General features: G+C 48.2%; 13 protein-coding genes. 10 read left to right on the plus strand and 3 right to left on the minus strand.

The features are described from left to right. Positions 1-8: 8 nt before the first annotated feature. Both larA and DWX68_RS03515 read left to right on the plus strand, forming a co-directional pair. Positions 9-1334: a nickel-dependent lactate racemase gene (larA, locus tag DWX68_RS03510; RefSeq protein ID WP_118628628.1), complete on the plus strand. Its 1326-nt coding sequence runs from the start codon at positions 9-11 to the stop codon at positions 1332-1334. Continuing rightward, a complete protein-coding gene (locus tag DWX68_RS03515; protein ID WP_243027519.1) occupies positions 1334-1747 on the plus strand; it encodes a hypothetical protein in 414 nt (137 codons plus the stop codon). Before larA ends, DWX68_RS03515 begins: the two co-directional genes overlap by 1 nt. 40 nt (positions 1748-1787) lie before the next feature. On the opposite strand, the gene DWX68_RS03520 is transcribed toward DWX68_RS03515, so the two are convergent. The 3 genes from DWX68_RS03520 to DWX68_RS14615 all read right to left on the minus strand — a co-directional run bounded on the left by DWX68_RS03520 (position 1788) and on the right by DWX68_RS14615 (position 6971). Continuing rightward, entirely contained in the window at positions 1788-2273 is a 486-nt protein-coding gene (locus DWX68_RS03520) for a hypothetical protein (RefSeq protein WP_118628629.1), read from the minus strand. Positions 2274-2412: 139 nt separating this feature from the next. Then, positions 2413-6669 carry a 2-hydroxyacyl-CoA dehydratase gene (locus DWX68_RS03525; protein WP_118628630.1) on the minus strand — a complete coding sequence of 1419 codons (4257 nt, stop codon included), beginning with the start codon at positions 6667-6669 and terminating at the stop codon, positions 2413-2415. 128 nt (positions 6670-6797) lie between these two features. Next, a complete protein-coding gene (locus DWX68_RS14615) occupies positions 6798-6971 on the minus strand; it encodes a hypothetical protein (protein WP_182432128.1) in 174 nt (57 codons plus the stop codon). Positions 6972-7021: 50 nt separating this feature from the next. On the opposite strand from DWX68_RS14615, the gene DWX68_RS03530 reads away from it, so the two are divergent. From DWX68_RS03530 to DWX68_RS03565, 8 genes are all read left to right on the plus strand, one after another. Further along, entirely contained in the window at positions 7022-7864 is an 843-nt protein-coding gene (locus DWX68_RS03530; protein ID WP_107000332.1) for a hypothetical protein, read from the plus strand. A 112-nt stretch (positions 7865-7976) separates the two neighbouring features. Beyond that, the gene (pyk, locus tag DWX68_RS03535; protein WP_270523636.1) at positions 7977-9431 is read left to right on the plus strand and encodes a pyruvate kinase; all 1455 of its coding nucleotides are present in this window, start codon (positions 7977-7979) and stop codon (positions 9429-9431) included. A gap of 411 nt (positions 9432-9842) precedes the next feature. Beyond that, on the plus strand, positions 9843-11108 hold the full coding sequence (locus DWX68_RS03540) for a diaminopimelate decarboxylase (RefSeq protein ID WP_118467901.1): 1266 nt from the start codon (positions 9843-9845) through the stop codon (positions 11106-11108). Positions 11109-11276: 168 nt separating this feature from the next. Continuing rightward, the gene (locus tag DWX68_RS03545; RefSeq protein WP_118467903.1) at positions 11277-11717 is read left to right on the plus strand and encodes an RbsD/FucU domain-containing protein; all 441 of its coding nucleotides are present in this window, start codon (positions 11277-11279) and stop codon (positions 11715-11717) included. A gap of 14 nt (positions 11718-11731) precedes the next feature. After that, a complete protein-coding gene (locus DWX68_RS03550) occupies positions 11732-12823 on the plus strand; it encodes a sialidase family protein (protein ID WP_118628631.1) in 1092 nt (363 codons plus the stop codon). Then, positions 12820-14055, plus strand: a complete 1236-nt coding sequence (locus tag DWX68_RS03555; RefSeq protein WP_118467907.1) for an MFS transporter — start codon at positions 12820-12822, stop codon at positions 14053-14055. Before DWX68_RS03550 ends, DWX68_RS03555 begins: the two co-directional genes overlap by 4 nt. Positions 14056-14492: 437 nt before the next feature. Further along, positions 14493-15002: a TRAP transporter small permease subunit gene (locus DWX68_RS03560; RefSeq protein WP_182432129.1), complete on the plus strand. Its 510-nt coding sequence runs from the start codon at positions 14493-14495 to the stop codon at positions 15000-15002. Next, on the plus strand, positions 14995-16290 hold the full coding sequence (locus tag DWX68_RS03565) for a TRAP transporter large permease (protein WP_118467911.1): 1296 nt from the start codon (positions 14995-14997) through the stop codon (positions 16288-16290). Before DWX68_RS03560 ends, DWX68_RS03565 begins: the two co-directional genes overlap by 8 nt. The last annotated feature ends 39 nt before the right edge of the window (positions 16291-16329 follow it).

Consider the following 16329-nt stretch of genomic DNA (forward strand, 5'->3'; position numbering starts at 1 on the left):
GAAAGACAATGGAGCAAGTACATTTAAAGTACGGAACGTCGGCGGTCGATTTTGAGGTTGACGGAGCGAAGAGTGTAAAATACCTGTATGAAAATAAGATGCGGGTCATTGAAGATATAAAAGCAGAATTTCTGCATTGTGTGACGGATGGTGTGATTGGCACGAAGCCGTTAAAGGAATTGATTGCACCGACCGATCCGGTTACGATCGTGATCAGTGATATGACGCGTTTCTGGATGCGTCAGGACGTGATTTGCGAGCTTCTGGTAAAATATCTGCACGATGAGATAGGCGTGGGATATGACCAGATTGCGGTTGTGGTTGCACTGGGAACACACCGCAAGAATACGGCGGAGGATCGCAGAAAACTTGCAAGCGAGTTTGTCTACGACCATGTAGCGAGCGTGACTGACCATGACTGCGATGCGCCGGATCTGGTATACATCGGTACGACGTCCTTTGGAACGCGTGTATCGGTCAATCCTCTGGCAGTCGGCAGAAAGGTCATCTGCATCGGCGGTACGGTGCACCATCTGATGGCAGGCTACGGCGGCGGAAGAAAGAGCATCGTTCCAGGTATTGCTTCCCGTGAGACGATCCGCATGAACCATGAGCGTGCGCTGGATCCGGAGAAACCGATGACGGATGTGCGTGTCGGCAGCGGTCTGGTGGAGAACAACCCGATCAACCTGGATATGCGCGAGGCAGGTGCCATGGTACATGTTACATTCGGTATCAATATCGTGGTAGATACATCTTCCCGCCACAGCGGTTTATTCTGTGGTGAGTTTGACAAGGCATGGCAGGCAAGCTGCAGTTATGTACAGAAGGGATACGGACTGCCGATTGACTATCAGGCAGATGTCGTAATTGCAAGCTGCGGCGGTTTCCCGAAGGATCTGAATTTTTATCAGTCCACCAAGACGCTGTTTAACGCATCGAGAGCGGTCAAAGAGGGCGGTACACTCATTATGCTGGCGGAATGCCCGGAGGGAAGCGGTTCCAAGGATTTCTTCGACTGGATTAAGCCTCTCTCTAAGGGATGCCTGGATGAGGCACTGCGTGCGTCTTTCACCATCGGTGGCTATATTTTCTACGCAGCCTGCGAGTCCATCCGTCGTTCGAAGACGCTGCTTCTGTCTTCCATGGAGCCGGAGCTGGTTCGGGATATGGGCGTAAGATCGTTTAAAGATATGAAGGCTCTGCTGGCAGAGGTAGACTTTAACGGAAAAGATGTATATGTAATTCCGTACGGCGGAAGCGTGCTCCCACAGACAAAGGAAGCCTACGAGCGTATTTGCCGCGAGGCAGAGGAAAATGGAGGCGCGAAGTAATGAATATTCCGCTGCTAATTGTTATTTTATATGTGCTTCTGCTGTTTGGCATCAGTATCTATGTGTCTTACAGCCAGAAAAAGGATTCAGAGAACTTCCTTTTATATAAAGGAAAAAATAATGCGTTTGTCGTGGCAGCCAGTATCGCGGGTCTGGCGATCGGCGGCGCTTCGACGATCGGTATCGCGGAGAACGCCTTTACCGTGGGGCTGTTGGCAGGCTGGTATGATACAGCATGGGCGATCGGCGCGGTTGTTTCTTCCATGCTGGCAGTCCGTTACCTGCGTAGAAGCCAGTACACGACCATCAGCGGTCTTGTAAGGGACCTCTATGGCACAAAGACGAAAATAGAAGAGCCAAAAATAGAAGAGTTTAAAGTAAAAAAGAACGTCAAACCCAAGCGAAAAACTTAGAATTTGACGTTCTTTTTGCATATTTATATTCGATTCGATGCTACTCAACCGTCCCGGCGTCTTTGATATAGGAAATGAAACTCTTCTTGATCGAGGTCACGATTTCTTTGCATTGTGTATATTCTTCGCTGTCGCTGGCATACTGCTCGTCGTAGTGCGGATCCAGAATGAAGATCTTGTTGCCGCAGAAGCCTAAGATGGTGCAGCCGTTTAAATCGCGGTAGTGCGTGTCCTCAAATGCGAGAATGCGGAAGAGAAGTCCGCCTCCGTTGGCTTCATAGGCTGTTTTTTCATATACCTCGTAGGAATCCCCGCTCGGAACCATGATGAGTCTCGAAAATGCCTGGGATGGAAGTTTGAATGAAAAATCGTCGGTAATTACTTTGGAGCCGGTCAGCTCGATGGAGAGGTTGTCCGGGTTCTCCTGAGAAAAACTCACAACCTGTGCGGAATAATCAGCTGCATAAGACGGCGTCACGTAGAGAGCCGCAGCCAGAGCCGCGCAGAGGAATAATTTTGATTTCATCCTGAGATCTCCTTTTAGTCTGTCTTTTTGTTCCCCTATATAGAAGATAGGCTATGGAATCCATAGCCTATCTTAAACTCCATATAAATTTATTATATCACAGACGTCTTTAAAAGTCAGCTGGAAATTTTATCCAAAATCATCCAATTCTCGAATCTTTTTTCCCTTCTGACAGGTTCTTCTGTGCGGTGGAAAGCATCAGTTTGATACGATTCAACTGATTGACTTCACTGGCACCCGGATCGTAGTCTACGGCGATGATATTCGCCTCTGGATGGCTGGCGCGCAGTTCCTTGATGACGCCTTTTCCGACGATGTGGTTCGGCAGGCAGCCGAACGGCTGGGTGCAGATGATGTTCGTCGTGCCGCTGTGAATCAGTTCCAGCATCTCGCCGGTCAGGAACCATCCCTCGCCGGTCTGATTGCCGAGGGAAACGTAATGCTTCGCCATCGACGCCAGATCCTGAATCCGTGCAGGCGGAAGGAAATGTGTGCTGCGTTCCAGTTCGCGGCGGCAGGTGCGGCGGAAATACTCCAGCAGGGAGATTCCCATGTTGCACAGGTGTGCGGTGGAACGTTTGCCGCCCAGATTGTCGGCTTTGAAGTTGCTGTTGTAGAAGCAGTAAAGCAGGAAATCAAGCAGATCCGGCATTACAGCCTCGGCACCCTCGGCTTCCAGAAGCTCTACCACGTGGTTGTTTGCTAACGGGGAGAATTTTACCAGGATCTCGCCGACAATGCCAACCCTCGGTTTTTGGACATTGCGTCTTGGAAGTTCGTCGAAGTCATGAACAATACCGCGGATGTTGCGGTTAAACTCTGCCATGGATAAAGAACGTTTCTGCAGTGATTTGATGCAGATTGCTTTCCATTTCTCATGCAGGGCGTTGGCGGAGCCGGCTTTTGCTTCGTATGGGCGGGTCGCATAGAGAACCCGCATGAAGAGGTCGCCGTAGACAACCGCCTGCATTGCTTTGGTAAGAAGCGGCAGGGTGATTTTAAAGCCCGGATTCGTCTCCATGCCGTTGGCATTTAACGAGATAACCGGAATCTGCGGCATACCGGCGCGCTCTAAGGCACGGCGGATAAAGCCGATATAGTTGGAAGCACGGCAGCCGCCGCCGGTCTGGCTCATGATAACGGCTGTGTGCTCTAAGTCGTATTTGCCGGAGAGCAGCGCATCCATGATCTGACCAACCACGATCAGGGACGGGTAGCAGGCGTCGTTGTTGACGTACTTAAGTCCTGTGTCGACAGCGGTACGGTCGGAGTTCTGCAGTACCTCCAGGTTGTAACCACAGCTTCGGACTGCCGGTTCGATGAGGTCGAAATGGATCGGCGACATCTGCGGGCAGAGGATTGTGTAGTTTTTCTTCATTTCCTTCGTGAAATAAACACGGCTGTATGCGCTGGAAACGATCGGTTTATGGTAGTGGCGCATCTCGCGCACACGGATTGCGGCGATCAGGGAGCGCACACGGATACGTGCGGCGCCGAGGTTGTTGACCTCGTCGATCTTGAGCAGCGTATAAATTTTGCCGGAGCGGGTCAGAATATCATTGACCTGATCAGTAGTAACTGCGTCCAGACCGCATCCGAAGGAGTTGAGCTGGATCAGATCCAGGTTTGGCTGTGTCTTCACATAGGAAGCTGCCTCGTAGAGGCGGGAGTGGTACATCCACTGGTCGGTGACGATCAGCGGACGGTCAACGCGTCCTAAATGGGAGACGGAGTCCTCGGTCAGCACGGCAAAACCGTAGGAAGTGATGAGTTCCGGAATGCCATGGTTGATCTCCGGATCTACATGGTACGGTCTGCCTGCCAGCACGATGCCGTGGTGTCCGGTTTCTTTTAACCAGGCGATGACTTCCTCGCCCTTCTTTTCCATATCCTGACGGGAGGCGATGAGTTCCTGCCATGCCTTGTGAGCGGCGGCGCGGATCTCTTTCTCCGGGATCGACTGATCCCTGGTAAATTCTTCGACCAGACGTTTTGTCAGGATTTCCTCATTTGTAAATGCCATAAACGGATTCCGGAAATGTACCTTGTGATCCGTCAGGGATTCTACGTTGTTTTTGATGTTTTCCGCGTAGGATGTGACCATCGGGCAGTTGTAGTGATTTCCCGCTTCCGGGGTTTCGTTGCGCTCGTAAGGAACGCACGGATAGAAAATGTAGGTCAGTCCCTGGCGGATCAGCCATTCGATATGACCGTGCGCGAGTTTTGCCGGGTAGCACTCGGATTCGCTCGGGATTGATTCAATACCAAGTTCGTAGATCTGTCTTGTCGATTTCGGGGACAGAACGGTGCGGTACCCCAGTTCCCTGAAGAAGACTGCCCAGAACGGGTAGTTTTCATACATATTCAGGACACGTGGGATGCCGACGGTACCGCGCGGCGCCAGATCGGCGGTCAGCGGTTCATAATCGAACATACGGTGGTATTTATAGTCGAATAAGTTCGGAATGTCTTTTTTCTGTTTGTTGCCGCCCAGTCCGCGCTCACAGCGGTTTCCGGTCACGAACTGACGTCCGCCATCGAAACGGTTGATCGTCAGGACGCAGTGGTTTGTACAACCCTGGCAGCGTGCCATCGTCGTCTTGTAGGTCAGGCTTAAGATCTTGTCGATCGGCAGCATCGTGGTCGTCTTGGAAGCATCGTAGCGCTCACGGGCAATCAGAGCCGCGCCGTAGGCACCCATGATACCGGCAATGTCCGGGCGGACTGCCTCACAGCCGGAGATCTTCTCAAAACTGCGGAGAACCGCATCGTTATAGAAGGTACCGCCCTGTACGACCACGTGTTTTCCGAGATCGGAGGCGTTGGTAATCTTGATAACTTTAAACAGGGCGTTTTTGATGACGGAGTAAGCCAGTCCGGCAGAAATATCTGCGACGGAAGCGCCCTCTTTCTGCGCCTGTTTGACGTTAGAGTTCATGAAAACAGTACAGCGGGTACCGAGGTCGGTCGGATTTTTGGCAAAGAGTGCCTCCTTGGCAAAATCCTGTACGCTGTAATTTAAGGATTTAGCAAATGTCTCGATAAAGGAGCCGCAGCCGGACGAACAAGCTTCGTTGAGCTGTACGCTGTCTACGGTGCCGTCCTTGATCTTGATGCATTTCATATCTTGACCGCCGATATCAAGGATGCAGTCTACATCCGGCTCAAATGCCGCCGCTGCGTAGTAGTGGGAGATCGTCTCGACCTCGCCCTCATCCAGCATCAGGGCAGATTTTAAGAGCGCTTCACCGTAACCGGTGGAGCAGGAATAAGCGATCTGTGCTTTCTCAGGAAGCTGGTCGTGGATCTCCTGCATCGCGCGGATCGCCGTCGCCAGCGGGCTGCCGTTGTTGTTGCTGTAGAAGCGGTATAGAAGAGAGCCGTCCTCGCCGACAAGCGCCACCTTGGTTGTGGTGGAACCGGCGTCAATGCCGAGGTAGCAGTTGCCTTCGTAGGTCGCTAAATCACCTTTTTTGACGTCATGACTTGCATGGCGGGTTCTGAATTTTTCATAGTCAGCTTCATCAGTAAAGAGGGGTTCCATCCGCTTTACCTCGAAATCCATCTTGATGCCGTGGGAAAGCCGTTCGATCAGATCGTGCAGGCTGGCAGTTGTCTTCGGATCAGAGTTCATCGCCGCGCCGATCGCCGCAAACAGATGCGAGTGATCCGGGGCAATGATCTGGTCCGCCCCCAGATTCAGGGTGCGGATAAATGCCGCGCGCAGCTCCGGGAGAAAATGAAGCGGTCCACCGAGAAACGCAACATTGCCGCGGATCGGCTTGCCGCATGCCAGACCGCTGATGGTCTGGTTGACAACCGCCTGGAAAATGGAGGCGGACAGATCCTCTTTGGTTGCGCCCTCATTGATGAGAGGCTGGATATCCGTCTTGGCGAAAACGCCGCAGCGCGCCGCGATCGGATAGATTGCCTTGTAATTTTTCGCGTACTCATTAAGACCGGATGCGTCCGTCTGAAGCAGCGAAGCCATCTGATCAATAAAAGAGCCGGTGCCTCCGGCGCAGATTCCGTTCATACGCTGGTCGATGCCGCCGGTAAAATAAATAATTTTCGCATCCTCGCCGCCAAGCTCGATGGCAACGTCGGTCTGCGGGGCATAATCCTTCAGGGATGTGGCAACCGCCACAACCTCCTGGACAAATGGAATGCCCAGATGCTTAGAAAGTGTTAAACCGCCAGAACCAGTGATGACCGGCTCGACGGTCAGTGCGCCAAGTTTCTCTTCACCCTCACGGAGCAGGTCCGCGAGCGTCTCCTGTATGTTTGCAAAATGACGTTTATAATCGGCGAAAAGAAGCTTACCGCCGTCTTCAATAATAGATACTTTAACCGTTGTGGAACCGATGTCGATTCCTAATTTTTTACAGGAATTCATGTACAATCGGGGCAGTGCCCCTTCCCTCCTTTGTATTACACATGTATTCGGCTATACTTTAACATAGAATAAGGAAGAAAACAATCGGTAGGGTGCGTTAAAAAGATGCTAAAAATGTGCAAAATTTGTTAATATAGCGCATAATGGGAGAAGGGCGTTCCTGTACAAGGAAAGGCATTTTCTGCGTGGAAAATACCGCTTTTTCTGAGTTGGAATGCAGCCATTACAGAGCGCAGGCGTGCACTTTTGGAACCGAATGTGCCGTAAGATAACGTGGTGGAAGCGACAATATAATTTGACAAAGAATCCGCCGCTCTCTATAATGGAAGGAAAACGGAAAAGGATGTGAATTATGAATTTTTTTAGAAAATTAGAGCGCAAATTCGGTCGGTTTGCGATCCCGAATCTGATGTACTACATCATCATGATGTATGCGGCTGGATTTGTGATGAGCCTGTTTAATCCATATTTTTACGTGCAGTATCTGGCACTTGATGCGGCGGCGATCCTGCGGGGGCAGGTGTGGAGAATCGTGACCTTTCTCGTATGCCCGCCTCAGTCGGGCGTACTGTTTGCGCTGCTTGCGATGTATCTCTATTATTCGATTGGCTCGACGCTGGAGCGCGTGTGGGGAACCTTCCGATTTAATATGTTTTTCTTTATGGGCGTGCTGGGACACATCATCGCGGCATTTCTGGTGTACGGTGTGACCGGCTTTTCGGTGCCGATGTCCCCGTATTACTTAAATGAATCGCTGTTTCTGGCGTTTGCCTGCACTTTCCCGGAGATGCAGTTCCTTCTGATTTTTATTCCGATCCGGGCGAAATACCTCGGAATGATGTACGGAGCGCTTCTGGTCTACAGTTTCTTAACGGGTGGCATTATCGCGAAAATTGAGATTGTTGTTTCGATGCTCAATTTTATCATTTTCTTCCTGATGACGCGTAACTACCGGAAGATCAGCCCGAAAGAGGCGGTTCGCAAGCAGAAGTTCAAAAACGAGATGCAGAAAGCGCAGATCCAGAAAATTTCCCTGACCCGCCACAAATGCGCGGTCTGCGGACGTACCGAGAAGGACGATCCGAACCTGGAATTCCGCTATTGTTCGAAGTGTGCGGGAAATCTGGAATATTGCATGGATCATCTGTATACGCACAAACACGTGACCGAAGAAGAATTGAAAGATTCTAAATAGAACCAAGCGGTGGATTGTTTTTTTAGCAGGGGATTTAAATTGGTTGGATGAAGCATACAAAAGAGGTTATAAATGATTCACTGATGGGAAAAATCTCGATAAATGACAGAATATGAGGAGGAATGACAGAATGAAAAAGACAAAGATTGTCTGCACAATGGGACCAAACACCGATAACCGGGAGATTATGAAGGAGTTGGCGTTAAATGGCATGGATGTCGCACGTTTTAACTTTTCGCATGGCGATCATGCGGAGCATAAACATCGTCTGGAGATTCTGGAGAGTGTGCGCGAGGAGCTGGGGATTCCGATCGCATCGCTTCTGGATACCAAGGGACCGGAAATCCGTACCGGCAAATTAAAAGATGGAAAGAAAGTGACGCTGAAAGAGGGCGATCTGTATACGCTGACGACCGAGGAGATCGTGGGTGATGAGACACGCGGCTACATCAACTATGCGGGGCTGGCGGAGGATGTAAAGCCGGGTGACCGCATTCTGATTGACGATGGTCTGATCGAGCTGCACGTGCGGGAGGTCAATGGAACAGATATCGTCTGCCGGATTGAAAATGGAGGCGAGCTGGGCGAGAAGAAGGGTGTCAATGTACCAGGGGTACGTGTCAAGCTTCCGGCACTGACCGATAAAGATAAGGAAGACATTCGTTTCGGCGTGGATGCAGGCTTTGATTTTGTGGCGGCTTCGTTTGTCCGCAATGCCGATGCGATCCGCGAGATCCGGGAGATTCTGGATGAAAAAGGTTCTGCCATGCAGATTATCGCGAAAATCGAGAATGAAGAAGGAATTGAAAATATTGATTCCATCATTGAGGCGAGCGACGGCATCATGGTAGCCCGCGGCGATATGGGCGTGGAGATTCCGGCAGAGAAAGTTCCGCACATCCAGAAGATGATCATCCGCAAATGTAACCTGGCGTGCAAGGTCGTTATCACGGCGACCCAGATGCTCGATTCAATGATCCGCAACCCGCGTCCGACGCGTGCCGAGGTATCGGATGTGGCGAATGCAGTGTACGAGGGAACCGATGCGGTCATGCTGTCCGGAGAAACGGCGATGGGAAGTTACCCGATCGAGGCAGTCCGCATGATGAGCCAGATCGCCGAGGAGTCGGAGAAATATCTGGATTATATGTTCTACCAGAGAAGAAAGGTATCGGCAGAAAATCTTCGAAATATATCTAATACGGTATGCTATTCATCCGTAGCGACCGCCTCCGATCTGGAAGCGCCGGTCATTGTGGCTCCGAGTGTCAGCGGATTTACGACGAGAATGCTTTCGAAATGGCGTCCGAAAGCATTGATCGCGGGACTTTCCCCGAGCATGACGGCTGTCCGCCAGATGCAGCTCTACTGGGGTGTTAAGCCGTTCCATGCAAAACGCGCTGAATCGACGGATGCACTCTTATTTGCATCGGTGGAACTGCTGAAAGAGAAAGGTATCGTCAAAGAGGGTGAAATTGTGGTTGCAACTGCGGGTGTGGTGACACGTGCCAACCGTCATGAACCGGTAGCCGATACGAATATCATGCGTGTAATGGTGGTAGAGTAGAGACCGGATTCTGCGCCTGAATCTGTGACCGGTTCATAGATGTATCTGGAAAATGATTCAATTTGTCCGGAGTTTGTGTCCTGGCGGAGAAAAGGAGAAAAATACCAGTTACTGTTCACAGGTAGGCACTTTTGGAACCGAAAGTGCCGTAAGAAAACGTGGTGGCAGCAGGAATTTGCCGTATTTAAATGCGAAGCCACGGCAAATTCCGTTACTGGGCACGTATGCGTGAACAGTAACAAATACCGCCCATTTGTGGGCGTTTTTCGGGAAATCAGTTGATAAAACACGGTTTTTGGTGTATAAATAGTAGCAGGACAAAGGAGTCTGGGCGTGCCGGGAGTAGTGTATGTTCCCGGTAGTCCAGACTTTTAAGTTTTATATGTAGATTTTAGTTCGGAGGATGTAAAAGTGGAGAAGAAACCATTTGTAACACGGGAGCAGCTGGAGGAGATCAAGAAAACATACCCGACACCGTTCCACCTGTATGATGAAAAGGGAATCCGCGAGAATGGCGAGCGCCTGATGCGTGCATTTTCCTGGAACAAGGGATTCAGAGAGTATTTTGCTGTAAAGGCAACACCGAACCCATTTGTAATTGATATTTTAAAGAAACTTGGATGCGGCGTGGACTGCTCTTCGCTGACAGAGCTTATGATGGCAAAGGCGATGAAGTACGATGGCGAGAAGATCATGTTCTCCTCCAACGATACACCGCCGGAGGAATTCAAGATGGCTGCCGAACTGGGCGCGATCATCAACCTTGATGATTTTACGCACATTGATTTCCTGGAGAAGACGATCGGTTATATTCCGGAGACGATCAGCTGCCGTTACAATCCGGGCGGACTGTTCAAGATCAGCAATGATATCATGGACAACCCAGGCGATGCGAAATACGGTATGACAACCGAGCAACTATTTGAGGCATTCAAGGTGTTGAAAGCAAAAGGTGCGAAACATTTCGGTATCCATGCCTTCCTTGCAAGCAATACGGTTACAAATGAGTATTATCCGATGCTTGCGAAGGTATTATTTGAGGTAGCGGTCAAGCTGAAAGAAGAGACCGGCGCAGATATTAAATTTATCAACCTGTCTGGTGGCGTTGGCATTCCTTACCGCCCGGATCAGGAGCCGAACGATATCTTTGCAATCGGCGAGGGCGTCCGCAAGGTTTATGAGGAAGTTCTGGTTCCGGCTGGCATGGGCGATGTAGCGCTTTATACAGAGATGGGACGTTTCATGCTGGCGCCGTATGGCTGCCTTGTGACAACGGCAATCCATGAGAAACACACCTACAAAGAGTATATCGGTGTGGACGCGTGTGCAGTCAACCTGATGCGCCCGGCGATGTACGGCGCATACCATCACATCACGGTCATGGGAAAAGAGAACGAGCCGTGCGACCACAAATACGATGTAACTGGTTCCCTGTGCGAGAACAATGATAAATTTGCGATTGACCGGATGCTTCCGAAGATCGATATGGGCGATATCCTTGTCATCCATGATACCGGCGCACATGGTTTTTCGATGGGTTACAACTACAACGGAAAGCTGCGCTCGGCTGAACTGCTCCTGAAAGAGGATGGTTCCGTGGAGATGATCCGCCGGGCAGAGACACCGAAGGATTATTTTGCGACCTTTGATTTTTGTGACTTGTTTAAGAATATTTAGTTCATAAAAAATTGAAAAAGAACGGATTCTGTACAAGATGTGACAGAGTCCGTTCTTTTTATGCCATATTTTATCGAAAGCATTGACTTTTTTGTTCTTTCCTCTATACTTATCATATAACGTAATGACATTATATAACATAATGCTGCAAAAAGGAGGAAGTAGTATATGATTAAGAACACGGTGATTAACGCAGAGCTTGGATATGCATTAGCCACGGCCCGCCATAAGGATGCAATTGTGATTTGCGATGCTAATATGCCGATTCCGGATGGCTGCAATGTAATTGATGTGTCACTGATAAGAGGAGTTCCAACCCTTGAACAGACGATGTGCGCAATCATGAACGACCTGGTGGCAGAGCGTTACGAAGTGTTTGAGTTAATGCCCCAGTATAATGATGCTATGTATCAAAAGATTCAGTCGCAGCTGCCGCAGCTGCCTGGCGGAACCATCAGCCAGGATCGCTTAACGGAAACGATGCAGAAGGCCAAAGTCGTAGTGCGTACCGGTGATTTTGGCAGCTGCTGTACGATGGTATTATATTCAGCCTCCGGAATGGATAAATATGTAAAACAATATGACTGTTCTTTTTCACTGGAGAAGTAAGATAGGAGGACCATATGGCAGAAAAAAAATATACCCGGATTGTGGTAGAAGAAAATAATGAGCATGGTTTTGATTCCTATCGCGTACCGGGAATCGTGACAGCCTCCAATGGGGATTTGCTCCTGACCTATGAAGGAAGAAAAGGTGGAGGAAACAGCCGAACTCTGTTTTTAAGAAGATATCGCATGATAGGTGAAACGATAGAGCCAATCGGCGAGCGGGTTACGATGGTTTCTCCCAAAGACGATGAGCTGATTCATAATCCCTTGTTAATAGCAGCAGCGGAGGGAAAGCTCTATTTTTTCTGGTGTCAGGATTATAAGAGATTATTTTTGAAAGAAAGCGATGATAATGGTGTTTCATTTGGAACGGAAAGGGAGTTGACATCCCTGATTGACGGATTCCGGAAAGAATGGCCGGTTACATTGTGGGCGATTGCACCTGGTCATGGAATAAGCAAAAAAGATGGGACACTGATACTTCCATTGTGGCTGAGCCGTGGGGAAAATGCCCATCTCCCAGCTTGTTTTGCATGTCTATCCAGTCAGGATCAAGGAAAAACATGGAGATGCAGCAGTGTAGTTCCGGCGGGAAACGGGGTTGGCGATCCCACAGAAAGCTCCGTGGCAGAACGGAGTGATGGAACACTGCTTGCAACCATGCGCCATGAAATTCCGGGAGTCAGAAGAAGAGCTTTTTGTGAAAGCAAAAAAGAGATAGATGGGAAAGATACTATACGCTGGGGAGAACCCTGGTTAAATCAAGAACTTCCGGATCCAATCTGTGGAGGCGCTCTTTTGTCACTGTCAGATGGGAAGATGGCTTTTGTTAATTGTGCCTATGGAGATGAACCGGCGCTGGAACGGCAGAAACAGGGAGAGTCTGTTCGCTGGAGTCTTGACGCTCGTCAGAAGCTCACGATTCGGCTTAGTAAAGATGATGGTGTTACATGGAACGATGGACTTATGATAGCAGAAGAAGGGGGAGCATCGGATCTTGCAGGAAAGGATGCGATTGCTTGCTTTTACGAGGAAGGCTGGCAGGATGGAAACTGTATTTTTAATCAGAGATTATCGCTGGCGGTTATTCCTTTGGTTTTGTTATGACTGGGGCGGGAAAAGATACATTAGTGAAAGGGAAAAGGAGCTGTACTGTTCTGTTTTTTTCGGCTTATTTTATTTATTATGCGGTCTATTGTGTCTTTTCGAGTTTCATCGTTTTGTTTTTAACAGAGCAGGGCTATAGCGCCACAGTCTGCGGAATTATTACCAGTTTGACATTTTTGGCCAATCTTTTGATGGAACCGGTGGGAGGCTATATAACAGATACATTTCTGCCCACCAGAAGATACCTTTTAGTTTGTATCGGTATCGTATCAATGGTGTGTGCTTTTTGCACAAAATTCATGAACCAGTCATGGCTGCTTCTGCCGGGGCTGGTTCTGGCAGCCGGATTGGCCTATCCCTTTAGTCAGCTGATGGATGCCTGGGTTAATTTAAGTAAGGAAAGTTATCCGGGATTGATATACAGCCGGATTCGTGCCGGTGGTTCCATTGGATTTGCAGTGATGTCAGTGATTGGAGGATTTTATTTCAAACACTGGGGATGGAATCGTTATTTTCAGATGCAGATTCTTTTATTTCTTATGATGATTCCATTTCTCATCCTGCTTCCGGATACCAGGCTTGGCAATCATCGAAAGAAAGGGGAGGCAGAGAAAAGTCTTTCGTTTGTTCAGGCGTTTCAGCAATTGGTAAAAAGCCGTCGTTTTTTGTTTTGTTTAACAATAAGCACTCTTTATTGGTTCAGTCATCGGCCAGTTGGCAGCTTCCTGTCATTGATTATTGCGGAGCGTGGAGGAGATGCGGAATTATTTGGAAATGTTTGTGGAATAGGAGCTGCAGTAGAGTTTTTGAGTCTGCTTTTGTTAGCCTATATTGGAAAAAAGAAAACCTATCCGGCCCTCTGGGGGATGGCAGCAGCTTTGGGCACAAACCTGCTTCGTCCGATTTGCTTTCAGCTTTTTTCGGGTGAGTGGTCTCTTTATCTGGGGCAGATTCTTCAGTCCGTCAGTTTTGCCCTTTATATGAGTGCCAGCGTAGAGTGTTTTGCGGAAACATCGGATGAACGTCTGAAAAGCTTTAGTATTTCCATTGGTCTAACCATCAGCAGTGTGATCGGAACCGTATGTGCAAACATGGCAGGGGGGAAGCTGTGCGATCTGTTTTACCCGGAATTCTTGATTCTCTTTAGCTTTTTGTTGGGAAGCATGAACCTCCTATTTTTTATTCTTGTTTTTTTAAAAGAGAGGCTTGACAATAAAAAGATGCAGTGTTAGAATGAGAGACATCAAAAGATTATATAATGTTATAAGATGAAAGTGGAACTGCTCTCCAACGAAGGAGAGAGTTCCACTTTTTGCGTATAATAACGCAAATGAATCAAAAGTTGGCAAAATTTACAAAAAAGAAAGGAGAAAACCTATGATAATATAAAAAGCGACGATGAAAAATAAATTTATACTTGCAAAATGAATCAAAGTATGGTAAAAATAACATAACGATATATGATGTCTTTGAAGGTGTTATAATATAAGGGGATCTGGACGAGTATTTGAATGGATAGGTCGGCCAGAGCAGAGAAAACCAGGAACCCCTTATAGCACATGACATTATATGATAGAAATTAATTTTAAAGGAAGGAGAGTACGTATTCGCAGCAGCGAAGCGCGGCAATTAGAGTATGAAGAAAAGTATCTATTCAATTGGTAAGGCTATGGATAAAGCGAATAGTGTGGTGGAAGTATTTACCGGATACATGATATTCGCTTTTATGGCACTATTGTTCCTTCAGGTATTGATGCGTTTTATATTTAAGCACCCTATATACGGAATTGATGAATGTGTAACAGCGTTGATGATATGGTCCATGTGTCTTGGATGGTGTACCGTTTATTGGGACAATGGTCATGCAGTTCTGGAGTTTATCATGAACCGTATGCCAAAGGCATTTCGCAGAGGAATGTTTACATTTACGAACTTTTTGATTGTTGTGATAAGCTGGGTTTATATTCCGGCATCCTGGCAGCTGTTTCAGATGCAGAAGAAGATGCCTCCCGTTGGAGGACTTCCTATCAGCAAGGGTTATTACTATGCATTGCCGGTTCTGGTGATGGGAGTGATTATGCTGGTAATGTCTGCATATAAGGCAATCGCATTTGTAATTACCGGAGATGAATCCATCTGTGTACCGGTAGAAAAGGAAGGAGGCGGTCTTCTTGACTAATCTGGATCCCTATTTAGCCGTCTATTTTATCACCTTTGTGGTATTAATTCTTCTGGAAGTACCGATTGCATACGCAATGCTGGCTTCAGCGTTTGAATTCATTGTATTTAACCATCAATCATTTGTTATGTTTGCACAGAAAACAGCAAACTCCCTGGCTGATTTCAACATGCTGGCATTACCGGCATTCCTCTTTGTAGGATGCTTTATGAATGAAGTGGGACTAACGGACCGACTATTTGGAATGTTTGAAAAATGGATCGGTCATCTCCCGGGAGGACTTGCACATGCCAATGTATTATCTTCCATGGTATTTGCCGGAATGTCCGGTTCCGCTCTGGCAGATGCCGGAGGACTTGGAACCATTGAGGTAAGTGCGATGTCAAAAGCCGGATACGATCCAGACTTCTCAGTAGCAGTAACGGCAGCATCCGCAGGTATCGGACCGATTATTCCGCCGTCCATCAACTTCGTTGTCTGGGCATTCTTAAGCCAGACCTCCACACTGGCTATGTTCCAGGCTGGTATGGGACCGGGTGTCCTGATGGGCGTGGCCATGATGATCTGGATTCCGATTGCAGTGAAAACCCAGCACATTGCCTGCCCGCGGGCACCGAAGGCATCCTGGGGCGAGCGATTCCACTCTCTGTATACATCACTTCCGGCACTGGGTGGCCCGGCTATCCTGGTACTTGGCATTATGACCGGTATCTTTACTCCTACAGAGTGTTCCGTTGTAGCAGCTATGTATTGCGTCATCCTGGCTATCTGCTTAAAACGTTTCAGCTTTAAGATGCTGACAAAGGCATTAAAGGATACATTAGCCAGCGCGGGTATGTCCATGTGTCTGTGTGCAACCGGTCTTGTATTTAACTGGGTAATTGTAACCAGTGGTCTGATTGGTTTTATGACAACTCTTCTGATGTCCTTAGGAAATAAAATCATCATTCTTTTAGTATTAAATGCAATGTTATTATTCCTGGGCTGCTTTATTGGTTCCATGCAGATTTTGATTATGGTGGCACCGCTTCTTATGAATCTGGCAACGGCTCTTGGTATGAGCTATGTTCAGATGGGTGTTATGGCCGTACTGAATGTAACACTTGGATTAATCACTCCGCCGATGGCACCAGCGTTGTTTGTAACAGCGAAGGCGACCGGTAATAAATTTGAAACTGCACTGAAATATACGGTACAGTTTCTGATCCCGATGTTTATTACACTGATGATTACAACATTCTGGGAGCCGCTGACCATGTTCCTTCCGAGACTGTTAGGATCCATGTAAGAGTAAGAGATTAAGATAGTATAAAGTACACAATTTAAG

Origin of the sequence: Clostridium sp. AF20-7 (genome assembly GCF_003479275.1) — a bacterium.
Lineage (GTDB): Bacteria > Bacillota > Clostridia > Lachnospirales > Lachnospiraceae > Otoolea > Otoolea fessa.

Excerpts from the sequence above, each read along its gene's own strand:
- larA (WP_118628628.1), top strand. The coding sequence starts at position 9 with ATGGAGCAAGTACATTTAAAGTACGGAACGTCGGCGGTCGATTTTGAG.
- DWX68_RS03515 (WP_243027519.1), top strand. The coding sequence starts at position 1,334 with ATGAATATTCCGCTGCTAATTGTTATTTTATATGTGCTTCTGCTGTTT.
- DWX68_RS03520 (WP_118628629.1), bottom strand. The coding sequence starts at position 2,273 with ATGAAATCAAAATTATTCCTCTGCGCGGCTCTGGCTGCGGCTCTCTAC.
- DWX68_RS03525 (WP_118628630.1), bottom strand. The coding sequence starts at position 6,669 with ATGAATTCCTGTAAAAAATTAGGAATCGACATCGGTTCCACAACGGTT.
- DWX68_RS03530 (WP_107000332.1), top strand. The coding sequence starts at position 7,022 with ATGAATTTTTTTAGAAAATTAGAGCGCAAATTCGGTCGGTTTGCGATC.
- pyk (WP_270523636.1), top strand. The coding sequence starts at position 7,977 with ATGAGGAGGAATGACAGAATGAAAAAGACAAAGATTGTCTGCACAATG.
- DWX68_RS03545 (WP_118467903.1), top strand. The coding sequence starts at position 11,277 with ATGATTAAGAACACGGTGATTAACGCAGAGCTTGGATATGCATTAGCC.
- DWX68_RS03550 (WP_118628631.1), top strand. The coding sequence starts at position 11,732 with ATGGCAGAAAAAAAATATACCCGGATTGTGGTAGAAGAAAATAATGAG.
- DWX68_RS03555 (WP_118467907.1), top strand. The coding sequence starts at position 12,820 with ATGACTGGGGCGGGAAAAGATACATTAGTGAAAGGGAAAAGGAGCTGT.
- DWX68_RS03560 (WP_182432129.1), top strand. The coding sequence starts at position 14,493 with ATGGATAAAGCGAATAGTGTGGTGGAAGTATTTACCGGATACATGATA.